The organism is Nocardia sp. NPDC049935 (genome assembly GCF_055586645.1).
In genome coordinates this window covers 686,693-700,753 of sequence record NZ_JBVJHV010000003.1, presented here as the reverse complement: position 1 = coordinate 700,753, position 14,061 = coordinate 686,693, and the positions used below count along the sequence as shown (strand labels likewise).

The 14,061-nt window shown below is 70.7% G+C and carries 13 protein-coding genes; 6 read left to right on the top strand and 7 right to left on the bottom strand.

The features are described 5' to 3' along the window. Positions 1-31: 31 nt before the first annotated feature. Positions 32-661 (top strand): nuclear transport factor 2 family protein, encoded by a 630-nt coding sequence (locus ACZ6SF_RS16175; protein ID WP_466063015.1) that lies wholly within the window; start codon positions 32-34, stop codon positions 659-661. A gap of 18 nt (positions 662-679) precedes the next feature. Here ACZ6SF_RS16175 and ACZ6SF_RS16170 read toward each other — a convergent pair whose 3' ends face one another. Continuing rightward, a complete protein-coding gene (locus ACZ6SF_RS16170; protein ID WP_466062876.1) occupies positions 680-2,323 on the bottom strand; it encodes a peptide chain release factor 3 in 1,644 nt (547 codons plus the stop codon). 295 nt (positions 2,324-2,618) lie between these two features. Between ACZ6SF_RS16170 and ACZ6SF_RS16165 the strand changes: the two genes are divergently transcribed. Beyond that, positions 2,619-3,227, top strand: a complete 609-nt coding sequence (locus ACZ6SF_RS16165; RefSeq protein ID WP_466062875.1) for a 50S ribosomal protein L25/general stress protein Ctc — start codon at positions 2,619-2,621, stop codon at positions 3,225-3,227. A 21-nt stretch (positions 3,228-3,248) separates the two neighbouring features. Continuing rightward, positions 3,249-3,824: an aminoacyl-tRNA hydrolase gene (pth, locus tag ACZ6SF_RS16160; protein ID WP_466062874.1), complete on the top strand. Its 576-nt coding sequence runs from the start codon at positions 3,249-3,251 to the stop codon at positions 3,822-3,824. A gap of 159 nt (positions 3,825-3,983) precedes the next feature. On the opposite strand, the gene egtD is transcribed toward pth, so the two are convergent. From egtD to egtA, 4 genes are all read right to left on the bottom strand, one after another. Beyond that, positions 3,984-4,955 carry an L-histidine N(alpha)-methyltransferase gene (gene egtD / locus ACZ6SF_RS16155; RefSeq protein ID WP_466062873.1) on the bottom strand — a complete coding sequence of 324 codons (972 nt, stop codon included), beginning with the start codon at positions 4,953-4,955 and terminating at the stop codon, positions 3,984-3,986. Then, positions 4,952-5,782 carry an ergothioneine biosynthesis protein EgtC gene (gene egtC, locus ACZ6SF_RS16150; RefSeq protein ID WP_466062872.1) on the bottom strand — a complete coding sequence of 277 codons (831 nt, stop codon included), beginning with the start codon at positions 5,780-5,782 and terminating at the stop codon, positions 4,952-4,954. The genes egtD and egtC overlap by 4 nt, the downstream gene beginning before the upstream one ends. Then, entirely contained in the window at positions 5,782-7,116 is a 1,335-nt protein-coding gene (egtB, locus tag ACZ6SF_RS16145; protein ID WP_466063014.1) for an ergothioneine biosynthesis protein EgtB, read from the bottom strand. Before egtB ends, egtC begins: the two co-directional genes overlap by 1 nt. Before the next feature lie 66 nt (positions 7,117-7,182). Continuing rightward, positions 7,183-8,556 carry an ergothioneine biosynthesis glutamate--cysteine ligase EgtA gene (gene egtA / locus ACZ6SF_RS16140; RefSeq protein ID WP_466062871.1) on the bottom strand — a complete coding sequence of 458 codons (1,374 nt, stop codon included), beginning with the start codon at positions 8,554-8,556 and terminating at the stop codon, positions 7,183-7,185. A gap of 252 nt (positions 8,557-8,808) precedes the next feature. Here egtA and ACZ6SF_RS16135 point away from each other — a divergent pair, with 252 nt between their 5' ends. Further along, positions 8,809-9,981: an aminotransferase class V-fold PLP-dependent enzyme gene (locus tag ACZ6SF_RS16135; RefSeq protein WP_466062870.1), complete on the top strand. Its 1,173-nt coding sequence runs from the start codon at positions 8,809-8,811 to the stop codon at positions 9,979-9,981. Positions 9,982-10,033: 52 nt separating this feature from the next. Here ACZ6SF_RS16135 and ACZ6SF_RS16130 read toward each other — a convergent pair whose 3' ends face one another. Continuing rightward, entirely contained in the window at positions 10,034-10,834 is an 801-nt protein-coding gene (locus tag ACZ6SF_RS16130) for a hypothetical protein (RefSeq protein ID WP_466062869.1), read from the bottom strand. A gap of 98 nt (positions 10,835-10,932) precedes the next feature. Further along, positions 10,933-11,469 (bottom strand): lipoprotein LpqH, encoded by a 537-nt coding sequence (locus tag ACZ6SF_RS16125; protein WP_466062868.1) that lies wholly within the window; start codon positions 11,467-11,469, stop codon positions 10,933-10,935. A 132-nt stretch (positions 11,470-11,601) separates the two neighbouring features. Between ACZ6SF_RS16125 and ACZ6SF_RS16120 the strand changes: the two genes are divergently transcribed. Then, on the top strand, positions 11,602-12,951 hold the full coding sequence (locus tag ACZ6SF_RS16120) for a hypothetical protein (RefSeq protein WP_466062867.1): 1,350 nt from the start codon (positions 11,602-11,604) through the stop codon (positions 12,949-12,951). Then, positions 12,951-14,060: a hypothetical protein gene (locus ACZ6SF_RS16115; protein ID WP_466062866.1), complete on the top strand. Its 1,110-nt coding sequence runs from the start codon at positions 12,951-12,953 to the stop codon at positions 14,058-14,060. Before ACZ6SF_RS16120 ends, ACZ6SF_RS16115 begins: the two co-directional genes overlap by 1 nt. Position 14,061: the final 1 nt, after the last annotated feature.

Below are 14,061 nucleotides of genomic sequence, written 5' to 3'. Positions count from 1 at the left end.
GCTCGAGCCCGATGCCGATGTGCCGTTGACGATGGGGCCGTCGCGGCCGAGTGATCAGCGCCCGAAATCCGCGGGCGATCCCGACGATGTCCTCGCTATCCATCGCCTCAAATTCCGGTATCTGCGCGCCCTGGACACAAAACTCTGGGACGATTTCGCCGATACGATGATCCCGGAGGCCACGGCCACCTACAGCGAATATCTGCAGTTCGAATCCCGGGACGCATTTCTCACATTCATGCGCAATACACTCGGCCCGCATGTGATCACCGAACACCGCTGCGATCATCCCGAGATCGATGTGAACGGAGATCGGGCCAAGGGAATCTGGTACCTGTCCGATACCGTGCTCATTCCCGAGAACAATATGCTCCTGCGCGGCGCCGCCTTCTACACCGACGACTACATCCGGTGCGACGACGGGCAGTGGCGTATCTCCCATACCGGCTATCAGCGCACCTACGAGGTGGTGCTCTCGCTCAGCGATCTGCCCAGCCTGCGGCTCACCGCCAACCGGTGGGGCCTGATCCAGCAGGCGAGCGGGGTCGAAGCCGTCGAACGCGACCCCCGGGACCACCCGGGTATGAGCGAGGGCCCGGAACCCGAGCAGACCGGCTTCGGTGAGGAGTACCCGGGTCCGGAGGAGCGGGCGGTCGGCTGACCGCCGGAACGGGCGCGGTCAGTCGGCGGCGGCGACCAGCGGTTCGAGTGTGAGTTCCGGCATCTCCTTCTGGATGTACTGGAACCGCCACTTATCGCTGAACACCGCCAGGACGGCGCCGTCGCTGCGGGTGAACACCTCCACGCCGCGCTGACGGTCGAGTTCGGCCGCCGATTCCGCGTCGGTGCGGCGGGCGATCGTATAGGCGAGGTGATCGAGCTGGGTCTCGACGCCGAACTCGCCCTGCATCCGGGCGGTCACCACCTCGAACTGCATCGGCCCGACGGCGGCCAGCACCGGCGAGGCGTCGCCGCGGGCGTCGTTGCGCAGCACCTGCACCACGCCCTCGGAGTCGAGCTGATCGATCGCCTTGCGGAACTGTTTGTACTTACCGGCGCTCTGCGCGCGCAGCGCGGCGAAATGCTCGGGCGCGAACGAGGGAATCGGCGGGAATTCCACCTTCTTGTCCACGAACAGCGTATGCCCCGGAGCCAGCGCGGTCGCGTTCACCAGGCCCACGACATCGCCGGGATAGGCGGTATCGACAGTGGCGCGTTCGCGGCCGAACACCGTCAGCGCGTATTTCGTGGCGAACGGGCGGCCGGTCTGGGCGTGGGTGACCACCATGCCCCGCTCGAACTCGCCGGAGACGATCCGCATGAACGCCAGCCGGTCGCGGTGTGCGGTATCCATACCGGCCTGCACCTTGAACACGACCGCGCTGAACGGGTCGGCGGGTTCGCGCGGGGTGCCGTCGGCCGCGGCGCGGGAGCCGGGTGCGGGAGCCAGGGATACCAGGGTCTCCAGCAGTTGCCGGACGCCGAAGTTCAGCATGGCCGAGGCGTAGATCACCGGGGAGGTCTGGCCGGCCAGGAACAACTCCTGGTCGTGGTCCTGGCCGGTGGCCGACAGCAGTTCGCTCTCCTCGGCCGCCGTGGTCCACGCCGCGCCCTCCCGGGCCTCGGCGGCCTCCGGGGTCAGCGATTCCTCCGGCGCGATGGTGGCGCCACCGGCGGTCCGGGTGAAGTGGATGTACTCCCCGGCCGCGCCGTCGGCGCCCCGGCGCAGCAGGCCGCGGAAGTCACCCGCGATACCCACCGGCAGGAACAGCGGTGTGGGGGTGAGGCCGATCCGCTCGTCGATCTCGTCGAGCAGTTCCAGCGGCGCCCGCCCGGGACGGTCCCATTTGTTGATCACCGTGATCACCGGGATACCCCGGTGGCGGCACACCTGGAACAACTTCAGCGTCTGCGGTTCGAGGCCCTTGGCCGCGTCGATCAGCATCACCGCGGCATCCACCGCCGTGAGTACCCGGTAGGTGTCCTCGGAGAAATCGGAGTGACCGGGGGTGTCGACCAGGTTGATGACGTGGTCGATATCGGATCCGGCGGCACGATAGTTGAACTGCAGGGCGGTGGAACTCACGGAGATCCCGCGCGCCTTCTCCATCTCCATCCAGTCCGACACCGTCGATTTCCGGCCCGCCTTGCCGTGGATGGCGCCGGCCTCGGAGATCTTGCGGGCATGTAGCGCCAGTGCCTCGGTGAGGGTCGATTTACCCGCGTCGGGATGGGAGATGACGGCGAAAGTGCGGCGCCGTGACACCTCGGCGGCCAACCCGCGCGCGGTGGGCGCGGCGGAGCCCTCGGTGGAGGCGGTCAACGGAGAAACCCTTTCGGCGAAGTGCGGGAAGTGGCAACCTGTCCAGGGTACGTGACGGCGCCGACCGGCTTTCGTCGTGTCGCTCACCACCCGATTCAGGACTTATGCGGCAGCTGAGTTACAGTATTCGGGTTGTCTCGGCGAGGGTTCGCATTTTCTGCGGCACCGTGATCGACGCGGCCCGGCTTCCGGCCGTCTGCGTTCGGTCTTCGCCTGACGAGCAGACCACCGACCAGGGGCGCGATATCCCTGGCACCGCCCACACGCCCGGTAGAGCCGTAGGAGTTATCCAGTCATGTCCGACGTCAACCTTCTCGAAGCGACGATCCGCACCGAGTTCGGCAAGGGCGCCGCGCGCCGCACCCGCCGTGCGGGCAACGTTCCGGCGGTCCTGTACGGGCATCAGTCCGATCCCCAGCATCTGTCGCTGGACGCGCTGTCGTTCGCCGCGATCCTGCGCCAGCACGGCACCAACGCGGTGCTGAACCTGAGCATCGACGGCAAGAAGCAGCTCGCCCTGACCAAATCGGTCGTGGTGCACCCCATCCACCGCTACATCGAGCACGCCGATCTGCTGATCGTGAAGCGCGGCGAAGAGGTCACCGCCGACGTCCCCGTCACCGTGACGGGTGAGGCCGGCCCGGGAACCCTGGTCACCCAGGACGCCACCGCCGTCACCGTATCGGCCGAAGCGCTGAACATCCCCGAATCGCTCGAGGTCTCCGTGGCCGGTGCCGAGGCCGGCACCCAGTTCACCGCCGCCCAGATCGCGCTGCCCAAGGGCGTCAGCCTGGCCGTCGATCCCGAGACCCTCATCGTGAACGTCGTCGAGGCCCGCGCCGTCGCGGAGCCGGAGCCGGAAGCCGCCGAGGGCGAGGCCGCCGAGGGCGAGAGCGCCGAATAGGACTCCGCACGTAGCGCCGCCGTGGCCGATACCGCGCCGGCGCTCGTCGTCGGCCTGGGCAACCCGGGGCCCGGCTACGAGCGCACCCGGCACAATGTGGGCTTCCTGGTCGCCGACTCGCTCGCGGAGCGGGTCGGCGGCCGGTTCACCGTGCACAAGAAATCCGGTGCCGACGTGGTGCAGGCCCGGCTCGACGGGCGGCAGGTGCTGATCGCGAAACCGCGGTCGTATATGAACCTGTCCGGTAAACCGGTGGCCGCGCTGGCCCGATTCTTCTCGGTACCGCCCACCGAGGTCGTCGTAGTCCACGACGAACTGGACCTGCCCTTCGGGGAGATCCGGCTCAAACGCGGCGGCGGCGAAGGCGGGCACAACGGTCTGCGTTCGGTGTCGGGGGCGCTGACGACCAAGGACTATCTGCGCACCCGGATCGGTATCGGGCGCCCGCCGGGACGGCAGGACCCGGCCGATTTCGTCCTGAAACCGTTCTCCGCGGTGGAACGCAAGGAAGTGCCGGTGGTGGTCGAGCAGGCGGCCGACGCGGTCGAACTGCTGCTGCGAATGGGCCTGGAAGCCGCCCAGAACCGCCTGCACTGAAATGTTGGAGCGGCTCCGCCGCTCGAGGGCTGTGATTTGGGAGCGGCTCCGCCGCTCGAGGGCGGGGCCCTGTTAACCCGGTTCTTCACTCCCGGCGGTCGGTCGCTGCGCTCCCTTCCTCTGGTCGCTCCAGAACCGGGCGGGCCCCGCCCTGGCGGATTACTTTCGGGCTGCGAGGACCAGGGCGAATCGGTTGTCGGGGTCGGTCCAGGCGTGTTCGGGTACGAAGCCGGTGGTGCGGAGTTCGTCGCTCAGGCCGTCGAGGCGGAATTTCGCCGAGATCTCGGTCCTCATCTGCTCGCCGCGGGCGAAGCGCACGGTGAGGTCCAGGTCGGCGACCGTGACGGTGGTATCCACCGTCGACTCCAGCCGCATCTCGATCCATTCGTTGTCCGGATCCCAATGCGCGATATGGCGGAACGCCTCGGGGTCGAAATCCGCGCGCAGCCGGGAATTCAGCACCCGCAGCACATTCCGGTTGAATTCGGCGGTGACGCCCGCCGCGTCGTCATAGGCCGGAACCACGATCGCCGGATCCACCACCAGGCCCACACCCAGCAGCAACTGTTCGCCGGGTTCGAGGACATCGTGGATACCGCCGAGGAATTCGGCCCGTTCGGCGGGGACCATATTGCCGAGCGTGCCGCCCAGGAAGGCGATCATCCGGCGGCCGCCGCGCGGCAGGGTGGCCAGGGTGTCGGTGAAATCGCTGACCACGCCGTGCACCGCCAGGCCGGGGAACTCCGCCGCCACCTCGGCGGCCGATGCGCGCAGTGCGGACGAGGAGACATCTTGCGGTACATAGGTTTTCAGCGGACCTTCGCCGGTGAGGGCGTTGAGCAGGATGCGGGTCTTGGCCGCCGAGCCGGAGCCGAGTTCCACCAGCACCTCTGCCTGCGCGGTCCGCGCGATGGCGCCGGCGACACTGTCGAGCAGGGCGCGTTCGGTGCGGGTCGGATAGTACTCGGGCAGGGCGGTGATCTGCTCGAACAGTTCGCTGCCGCGCGCATCGTAGAACCATTTCGGCGGCAGCCATTTCGGGCTGTCGGTGAGGCCGCGCCGGGCATCGGCGCGCAGAGCCGCGGTGAGATCGGCGTCGGTGAGATGGACTTCTACGATGGGTTCGGTCATCGAGTCAGGCTTTCGGTCGCGGGGGATTCGGCCATATCCAGGGATTCGATACGCAGGGCGCCGGGTTCGGCGTGGACCAGGCTGAAGTCGGGCAGCGCCTGCCAGCGGGGGTCGTCGTCGTAGGGTTCGGACGCCAGAATCGCGAAATCATCGGTGATCAGGGCGGACAGCGAGTGATAGCAGGTTGTCGCCCAGAGCGCGTCGCCGTTGCCGAGCAGCAGGTTGACGCGGGCATCGGGTGCGTGGTGCAAGACCGTCGTGGTGAGCAGCCGTAACGCGGTGGCGGGGGTTTCGGCGAGACCGGCGGGGGGTTCCGGATCGAGCAGGCGGCACAGCAGTACCCACAGCGCGGCCGAATCGGTCTGCGCCTCGGCCTCGAGCAGATGGCTGGTCTCGTAGCGGCGGGTCAGCCCGGCCCGGGTCGCGGCCACGTCGAGATCCGACAGCACCGCGGTGAGAACCGTCCGCCATCGCGGGACCACCCCGTTGTGGCTGAACGCCCAGCGGTCCCACAGCAGTGGCGCGCACGCCGAGCGGTCCAGCGGCATTCCGACGGTGGCCGAGCGCACCGCGGCGAGCACGGCGTGCGAGGTCAGTTGCGGTAGTACCTCTTCCACGGCCGGATCGGTCCAGATGGGGTCGGCGTTGCGGTAGCGGGTGACCGTATCGCCGGCCCACCATGCCACTCCGAACCCGTCGGCGTTGATGGTTCCGCCGCCGCGCATATCCCGGGGCGCCCACGACTGGGTGCGCAGCGAATGCGGGCCGCGCATCAGCAGTTCACCCACCGCGACGGCGGGACCCACATAGCCGAGATGCCTGCACATCAGGCCTGCTCCGGGCCCAGGGTGCGGGCCAGCCGGAAACCGGAGAAGATCTGCCGGCGGATGGGATGATCCCAGTTCCGGAAGGTGCCGCGGCAGGCCACCTGGTCGGTCCCGAACGAACCACCCCGCAGGACCCGGTAGTCGCCGCCGAAGAAGACCTCGGAGTACTCCCGGTACGGGAAGGCCCGGAATCCGGGATAGGGATGGAATCCCGACGAGGTCCACTCCCAGACGTCGCCGATGAGCTGATGGACCCCGGCCGGTGTGGCGCCCGCCGGATACGCGCCGATGTCGGCGGGTTCCAGATGCCGCTGCCCGAGGTTGGCGGTCGCGGGGCCGGGTTCGGCGTCGCCCCACGGATAGGCGCGGGTGCGGCCGGTGGCCGGGTCGAAGCGGGCCGCCTTCTCCCATTCGGCCTCGGTGGGCAGTCGCCTGCCGGCCCAGTTCGCGTACGCCTCGGCCTCGAACCAGCACACATGCACCACCGGCTGCTGGGGGCGCAGCGGACGCCGGACGCCGAAAACGCGCCGCCACCACTGCCCGCCGGAATCCCGTTCCCAGAACTGGGGCGCGGTGAGCCCGGCCTCCTGCCGGTGCGACCAGCCGCGCGCCGACCACAGCTCGCGCCGCTCGTAGCCGCGATCCTCGACGAAGGCGAGATACTCCGCGTTGCTCACCGGGGCGGCGTCGATCGCGAAGGCCGCGACGAAGACCGGGTGCGCGGGCCGCTCGTTGTCCAGGGCCCACGGATCGGTGGAGGTGCCCATCACGAACTCACCCGCCGGGATCACCACCTCGCCGCGTACCGGGGTGGCCGCGGTGGGCGGCGCCGGCGCCGACAGCACCGGGGCCCCGGCCCGCAGCTGATGGGTGGCGAGCATGGTCTCGTCGTGCTGCTGTTCGTGCTGGGCGATCATGCCGAACGCGAACCCGCCGGTCACCAGTTCGTCACCCCGCAACGGCGTGCGTTCCAGGACATCCCACACCTTGTCGCGCACGGTGCCGACGTAGCCGCGGGCCTGACCCGGATCGAGTAGCGGCAGCCCGGGGCGGTCGGGGCGGGCGTGTTTGAACGCGTCGTAGAGTTCGTCGATATCGGCGCGCACCGCCTCCCGGCCGCCGACATCGCGCACCAGCCACAGTTCCTCCTGGTTGCCGATATGGGCCAGATCCCAGACCAGCGGGCTCATCAGCGGGGAATGCTGGGCCGCGAGTTCGGCCTCGTCCAGGCAATCGGTGAGGGCGGCGGTGCGCTGCCGGGCGCGGGTCAGGGTGGCGGCGATGGTGTCGCGTAGCCGATCGGTTTCGGCGCGGTCGGCGTTCGGATGGGCGATGGTCACGATGATGCTCCGCTCGACGGCGTGTTCTCGGTGCGATGGTCTCGTGGGCGGCCGGTGCGCTCAGTCATCGCCGCCTCCCGGTGGATTACCGGCGGCGCAGCGGCGCACCGCCGCGCGCAGGCGGGGGTCGGCGGTCCGGTCGTGGTCTGCGGCGGCCTCCAGTACCGCGGCTGCCGCGGCCCGCAGTTCCGGATCGGCCAGGCCGTGGCGCGCGGCGTCGAGCCACCGGTCCGCGGTGCCCGCCGCGGCCGCGGCGGCGTCGGCGACCGCGGCGGGGGTGGACAGCAGCGAGTGGATCGCGGTGATGGGTACGGTCCAGTCCGCACCGGGCTGGGCGTCGAGGTAGCGGACCTCGAAATGGCCGCCCGGACGCACCGGCGGGAACAGGGTGGTGAGGTGGTAGTCCAGATCGCCGATACCGGGCCGGCGGCCGACAGCGTCGTCCAGCGCGCCCGACAGCCAATCGGCGAAGGTGGCATCCGGTGGTGCCGACCATCCGCCGTGGGCGTCGGGTTCCGGTCGTCGGACACACAGCAGGGGGGCGTCGAGGGCCCAGCGGGCATATCCGGTGACCGGGTCGGCCCAGTCGGCGGTCGGCGGGCAGGCGCGGGCCGGATCCAGGTGCAGCCAGGTGCGCATCCGCTGCGACGCCCACTGCCCGTCCGGTGCGCCGCGCAGTACCGGAGAACAGGCGAAGGCCGCGACCAGGGCCGGCCCGACGGCGTGCAGGGCCGCCCAGCGCGTGCCCAGCTCGGCCTCGTCGGCGCCGGTATCGACACTGACCTGCACGGCGGCGGTATTGCTCATCATCAGCCTGCCGAACGGGCCGATCCGGGCGAAATAGTCCTCCATGGCCCGGTAGCGGGGAAGCCGCAGCTGACATCGCGGACTCCGGACGGGGTCGGCCGCGGCGGCGACCATCCGGACGGACCGGTCGGCCAGCAGCGCCGCCAAGCGGCGGCGGTCGGCCTCCAGCCGGGCACACAGATCGGTGACCTCGGCGACGGCGGCGCTGGACAGTTCGATCTGCCCGCCGGGTTCGACGGTGACCCGGCTGCCGCCGGGGAGGGGAAGAGCGGGGGAATCCGGTGCGATCGACCGGGGCGCATGGGCGCCGAGTGCCTGCGCGAGCAGGTCTGTGGTGGGGCGGCGTCCGGAAAAAGCGGAATCTCGTGCCGGATCGCTGTGCTGCGGTGCGGCGCCGCCGGAACGTTGCCGGGATGTGGCGGCCGGGGATTGCGGCGGGGTGGTGCGCGCGGCGCGGCCGCCGGCATCGCACACCGTGAACCATTCGAGTTCGGCGCCGATCAGGGTGGGCGGCCCGAGTTTGAAACAGACCCCGCCGAGATAGGCCTCGGCGGCCGCACGGCTGGTCAGGGCCGGGTGTGGGTGTGAATCGCTGGTCCAGTCCGGGTGTTCGAGGGTGACCGCCATACCAACCTCCATGCGGCTTCTCGCTTGTTGATCTCGCGTATCCGGTCGCCGGTACTGCAGGGCTCGTCTTCGGTTGTCGGCGGGATGCCGACCGGGCCCGGGACCGAACCGGGCGCGGCGGCGGCCACGGGTGCGGCGCGCGTGGGATCCAGAGTAGCGACGGGGGCGGACACATTTTCGGCGCGAACGGGTCACGGATCCGGCAACCCGCCCGGATGCCCGCGGCGACCGGCAGCGCATAGGGTCGGTGACATGGTGGATGATCAGCGAGTACGTGAAGACACCCCCGGCGTCGGCACCGGATCGGTATTCCTCGACAGCGCGGGCTCCTCGCTTCCGCCGCGGATCGTCACCGAGACCGTGATCACACATCTGCGCCGCGAGGCACAAATCGGCGGGTACCGGGCCGCGAACGAACGGCTCGACGATCTGGCCGGTGTCAAGGCCGCGATCGCGGCCCTGCTGAACACCACTCCCGGCACCATCGCCCTCAGCGACAGCGCCACCCGCGCCTGGAGCGATTTCTTCTACGCGGTCCCGCTGCAGCCCGGCGACCGCATCCTGCTCTCCGGCGCCGACTACGCCAGCAACGCGGTCGCGGCGCTGCAGCGCGCCCGCGTCACCGGGGCCCGGGTGGAACCGATCCCCAGCGACGAATGGGGCCGGATCGACCTCGACGCCCTGGCCGCGATGATGGACGAGCGGGTCCGGCTGGTGTCGCTGCTGCATGTGCCGACCAACGGGGGTCTGGTGAATCCGGTCGCCGCGGCGGCGCGGATCGCGCGCGCGGCCGGGGCCCTGGTGGTGCTCGACGCCTGCCAGTCGGCCGGGCAGCTACCGCTGGATGTGGCCGAACTCGGGGTGGACGCGCTGTCGGCCACCGGCCGCAAATGGCTGCGCGGCCCCCGGGGCACCGGTTTCCTCTACGTACGGCCGGAACTGGTGGACTCGCTGGAACCGTCCCGGGTCGATCTGCTGAGCGCGCAGTGGACCGGGCCGCAGGAATACCGCCTGGCGGCCGACGCCACCCGGTTCGAGTTCTGGGAGCACGATGTGGCGGCCCGTCTCGGTCTCGGCGCGGCGGTGCGGTACCTTCTCGATCTCGGCCCGGACGAGGTCTATGCCGCGATCGCCGAGCGCGCCGGATATCTGCGGGGCGCGCTGGGTGAGCTGCCCGGGATCACCGTGCGCGATCTCGGGGTGGAGCACAGCGGCATCGTCTCCTTCACCGTGGACGGGCTGGATCCCGTGCCGGTCCGGGACCGGTTACTGGACGAGGACATCACCGTGAGCGTGAGCCATCGTGGATCGACTCTGCTCGATATGTCCGCTCGCGGGCTGGATGCTCTGGTCCGCGCGTCCCCGCACTGTTTCGTGAGCCGCGACGAACTCGACCGTTTCGTGGCCGCCGTCGCCGCGTTGTGATCGCCGGACACGCGGAGGGACCCGTCCCACCCGGGACGGGTCCCTCTGTCGGTCAGGCGTTGACCGGGATGCTCAGCACCACCTCCCGCTCGTTCTCGGGCAGATAGTGCGCGGTGACGATCCGGCCCACCTGCACATTGCCGATCGCGGCCGGCGGCAGGAATTTGTCCGACGAGGTGGTGAAGGTGCTGCCGTCGGGCCGGGTGACCGCCAGCCCCACGGTGACCAGCGAGTGCCCGCCGCGGATCTCGCCGGGCACCGACAGTGACTGCACCACCGCCTGCGCGGTGATCCCGCGGGCGGCGATATCGATCTTCTCGCGGGTCGTGAACCCTTTGCGGATCATCGATTCGTTCATCACCCGCTGGGCGGCGGCGCTGTCGCCGGAGAGATCCAGCTGCACGGTCCCGGGCCGGTCCGGCCGGTACCGGACCGGCAGCACCACGCCCGGGGTGAGCAGGGCCAGTTCGGTCAGCGGCACAATCGTTTTCGTGGTGGCGTCGAAGATTTTGCCGTCGGCCCCTTCGACACTGAACTCGATCCGGATCTGCGGTTGGTCGTTGAGGGTGACGCCGGTGTGGCCGAAGGATTTCACCGTGCCCAGGCCCAGGGGCGCGTCGCGGAACTCGCCGGTGTTGTGGCCGGTGAGGGCGGTGACGATCCCGCTTCCGGTGAAGGCGAACGTCGTGACCACCAGCGTGAACGCGATGATCGGCAGGGCCAGGAACCCGTTGAGCCAGGCGAGATAGGACGGTTCCCAGCTGCCGGGCTCGAAGGTGAGGCCGTGCCAGAGATAGACGCCGAGAGCGAGGGCGGCGAAGCCGAGAGCGAGGGCGCGCAGGGTGCGGATCATGATTTCTCCTGTGTGTGGTGGTCCGGATACCTGGCCACCGCGTCGCCGCGGTCCGGGGGACCGGGGCGACGCGGAGCCGGAGACCCGGGCCGGGGTGGTCAGCCGCCGACGATGTCCGAGCAGGCGAAGGTGATCTCGAAGGTCGCGGTGGACGGCCCGGCCATCGGGTCGGCCATATCGGGCGCGCCGACGCCCTCGCCGGTGACGGTGTAGGTATCGCCGTCCTTGGTGACCTTCGCCGATCCGCCCGGCTGCCCGTTGCCGTACCCGACGGCGTAGGGCATCCCGGCGGAGCCGCCCTGGCTGCCGGCGATACCGACCGCCTGGACCGTGGTGTCGTCGAGGACGCTGGCGCTCACGCTCAACTGGCCGTATTTGCTGTTGTCGGTATCGGTCAGCGCGAGGGCCAGGGTGTTGCCCTGTTTCGCGCAGGTGGTCTCGAAATCGGCTTCCAGCGCCGCGCCGTCGACCACAGCGGCCGAGGATCCGCCGGTGGGGGCGGTCTGGGTGGCGGCGGGGGTGCCCGGCGCCGGGGCGGCCGGGGCGCTCGGGGAGTCGTCGCCGCAGGCGGAGACAAGCAGGGCCGCGGAGGCGGCGACGGTGACGGCGGCGATGCGGAAGAGGTTGGCGTTCATGATGTTTCCTGTTCTCTCGGTGATGCGGGCCCGGTGTCCGGGGCCGTTACGAGAAAAGTAGGAATCGCGCGCCGCCTACCGATCTCGAGTTTCGCCTCGGCACCCCCGCCCGTACTCCGATAACCTGGGCACATGCGACGACCGCGGGCCATGGTGCTCGATGAGGTGTGGCGCGGTCTCGAGGGTGTCGAGGCGTTGAGCGGCCCGCACGGCGGTCCGCTGCGCCGGACCGTCAAGGCGATCCTCGACCCGCTCGTCATCCGGCCGGTCCGGTACCCGGGTTGCGCGGGCGCGATCCTCACCGACGACGGCGCGACCCTGCTGGCGGCCCGGGTCCACGCCCATGCCGACGCGCTGCGTGCGACCGCGGCGTGGTTCATACTGCTCAAGCAGACCCGCCGCCGGCTGCGTATCACCGAGGGCAACGCCCAGGATCTGTATTTCCAGCGGTGTTTCGAACTCGCCGTGACCCGCGGCCATCCCGACCCGAACCGCGACAGGTTGCGGGCCGAAGCGGTGCTGCGCGAGATCCACGGCTTCGCCGCCGGACGTACCACCCAGGCGTTGCGGGACCACCTCACCGATCCCGACCGGGCCGCCGAACTGGCGGATCTGCTCGGCAAGGCGTGGCACCGCCGGCCGGTCCCGCCCGCGGTGCCGATGGTGCGCGGCGAAGGGCCGCGGAAGCTGCTCGACCATGCCGTCGCGACCCGCACCGGTCCCGATTCCGGCGCCGGTCACCGGCTGCTGCGCGAACTCGCGGCCGCCAACGCGGGAACACATACCGGAATCGAACTGTGGCGTGAGCGCGGCGCCGAGTACGACGCGTACGCGTTGGGCCTGACCAGGTATCCGGCTCCGCGCCGCCCCGAACTGGGGGAGTCGGCCTCCACCGCCGGTCTGGGCGCCCCCTTCGACCGCACGGTCTGCGAACGCGTGTTCACGGTGCTGCAGGTCTCGACCGAACGTGGCGAACTCCCGCCGATACCGGACCTGGTCACCACCGAGATCGCCCGCAGCTGCGCGCCGTGGGCCCTGCTCGGCGAATCGCTGCGGGTGGCCGCGGCGACGGGGGTGGAGCTCGCGCTCGGGCTGGCGCCGATCGGTGGCCCGGCCGATGACCGGGACCGGATCTCGGAGGCCCACCGGACGGTCAACGGCCGGTGGCGGCGCGAGGCCTATGTGCTGCAGGCGCGCCGGCTCGCGGTGCGGCCGGTATCCGCGGAACCGCATCCGCTGGGCGATATCGCCGCCGACCTGCGGACACCCTGGCGACCGTATCTGCGGCGGCTGTGGGTCCGGTTGCACGGCCGGGATGTGCGTGAGCTGCCGGTCACCGATCCCGGGGAACTGTGGGATCTGCTCGACGGGGTGGCCCGTTCCGTGGTGCTGGACCATCGCGCCCGGGTGCGGAAAGTGCTGAGCGCGCAGCCGGTGGGCGGGGTGGCGGACACCGAATCGGCCGAACCGAGGGCGGTGTGATGGCCGGGACGGTCGTGGTGCGGCGGGTCCGGCCGGACCTGTGGATCATCGCCCCGGCCGATGCGCCGCTGACCACCGACTCGGATCCGGGTGTGGACACGGCGGTGCTGGAGGTGATCGGCGGCCATCTGAGCTGGAGTGTGCCTGCCGAGCACTGGATTCCGGCCGCCACCCTGCATGATCTGGACGCCGCTCAGGAATGGCTGTGGGCCGTCTACGGTGCCCGGGTCGCGGTCGCGGCGGACGAGTACACCGTCCCGGTGGAAATGCCGGTGCGGCCCGAGCGGCCCGAACTCGCCGCGGCGGTGCGCCGGCTGGGTTACGCGCACTGGGCGGCCCGCTGGTGGCCGGCCTCGGCCGTGGACGGTATCGCCGCGCTGGACCCGGAGCTGCTCGAGCTCGAGATCACAGAGCTGACCGAACTGTGCGAAGGAATCGTCGACGGCGCGGACGCCCGCACGCCGGACCCCGCCGCCGCGACACGGGCAGATCAGCGGCCCGCCCGGGCGGGTGACTACGCGCTGGCCGCCGGCGGCCCCGCGCGCGGCGGCTCGCTCTCGCTCGGACGCGGTAGCGGCGGCTGGGATTGGCGGTACTGCCCGGCCGGTGTGCTCGACGCCTCGGAACAGGCGGTGTCCTGGGAACTCTTCCGGACCGCCGGGGCCACGACCGCGCATATCGCGGCCCTGGCCGCGCCGGGGGCGCCGGCGGGCGTCCCGGACCATCTGCGCCCGCTGGCCCGGCTCCGCACCCCGCGGGGGCCGGTGGATATCGCGCTGGAACCCGGGTTCGACAGCTGGATCGCCGAGGTGCCGGTGCCGGCCGGAACGGTGACGGGCGTCGAGATCTTCGTACCGGGTGTCGGCCCCGGAGAACCCGCCGGGGCGCCGGGCGGTACGGCGTCCCCCGATGCCGTACCCGGTGCGGCGGACGAGCGGGCCGCGCGGGACCGGCAGCGTATCCGCGAACTCGCCCGCGTCCGGCTGCGGCGGGCGGGTCACACCGAGCCGGGACCGCCCGGCCGGAACGGGGCGGCCGGGCCACCGGAAACCACCACCGGCCCGCTGCGGGCGGAAACGGCCGCGGCCGAATCGGATTCGGACTTCTGAG

Excerpts from the sequence above, each read along its gene's own strand:
- ACZ6SF_RS16175 (WP_466063015.1), top strand. The coding sequence starts at position 32 with ATGGGGCCGTCGCGGCCGAGTGATCAGCGCCCGAAATCCGCGGGCGAT.
- ACZ6SF_RS16115 (WP_466062866.1), top strand. The coding sequence starts at position 12,951 with ATGGCCGGGACGGTCGTGGTGCGGCGGGTCCGGCCGGACCTGTGGATC.
- ACZ6SF_RS16120 (WP_466062867.1), top strand. The coding sequence starts at position 11,602 with ATGCGACGACCGCGGGCCATGGTGCTCGATGAGGTGTGGCGCGGTCTC.
- ACZ6SF_RS16165 (WP_466062875.1), top strand. The coding sequence starts at position 2,619 with ATGTCCGACGTCAACCTTCTCGAAGCGACGATCCGCACCGAGTTCGGC.
- ACZ6SF_RS16135 (WP_466062870.1), top strand. The coding sequence starts at position 8,809 with ATGGTGGATGATCAGCGAGTACGTGAAGACACCCCCGGCGTCGGCACC.
- egtC (WP_466062872.1), bottom strand. The coding sequence starts at position 5,782 with ATGTGCAGGCATCTCGGCTATGTGGGTCCCGCCGTCGCGGTGGGTGAA.
- ACZ6SF_RS16130 (WP_466062869.1), bottom strand. The coding sequence starts at position 10,834 with ATGATCCGCACCCTGCGCGCCCTCGCTCTCGGCTTCGCCGCCCTCGCT.
- ACZ6SF_RS16125 (WP_466062868.1), bottom strand. The coding sequence starts at position 11,469 with ATGAACGCCAACCTCTTCCGCATCGCCGCCGTCACCGTCGCCGCCTCC.
- egtD (WP_466062873.1), bottom strand. The coding sequence starts at position 4,955 with ATGACCGAACCCATCGTAGAAGTCCATCTCACCGACGCCGATCTCACC.
- egtA (WP_466062871.1), bottom strand. The coding sequence starts at position 8,556 with ATGGCGGTCACCCTCGAACACCCGGACTGGACCAGCGATTCACACCCA.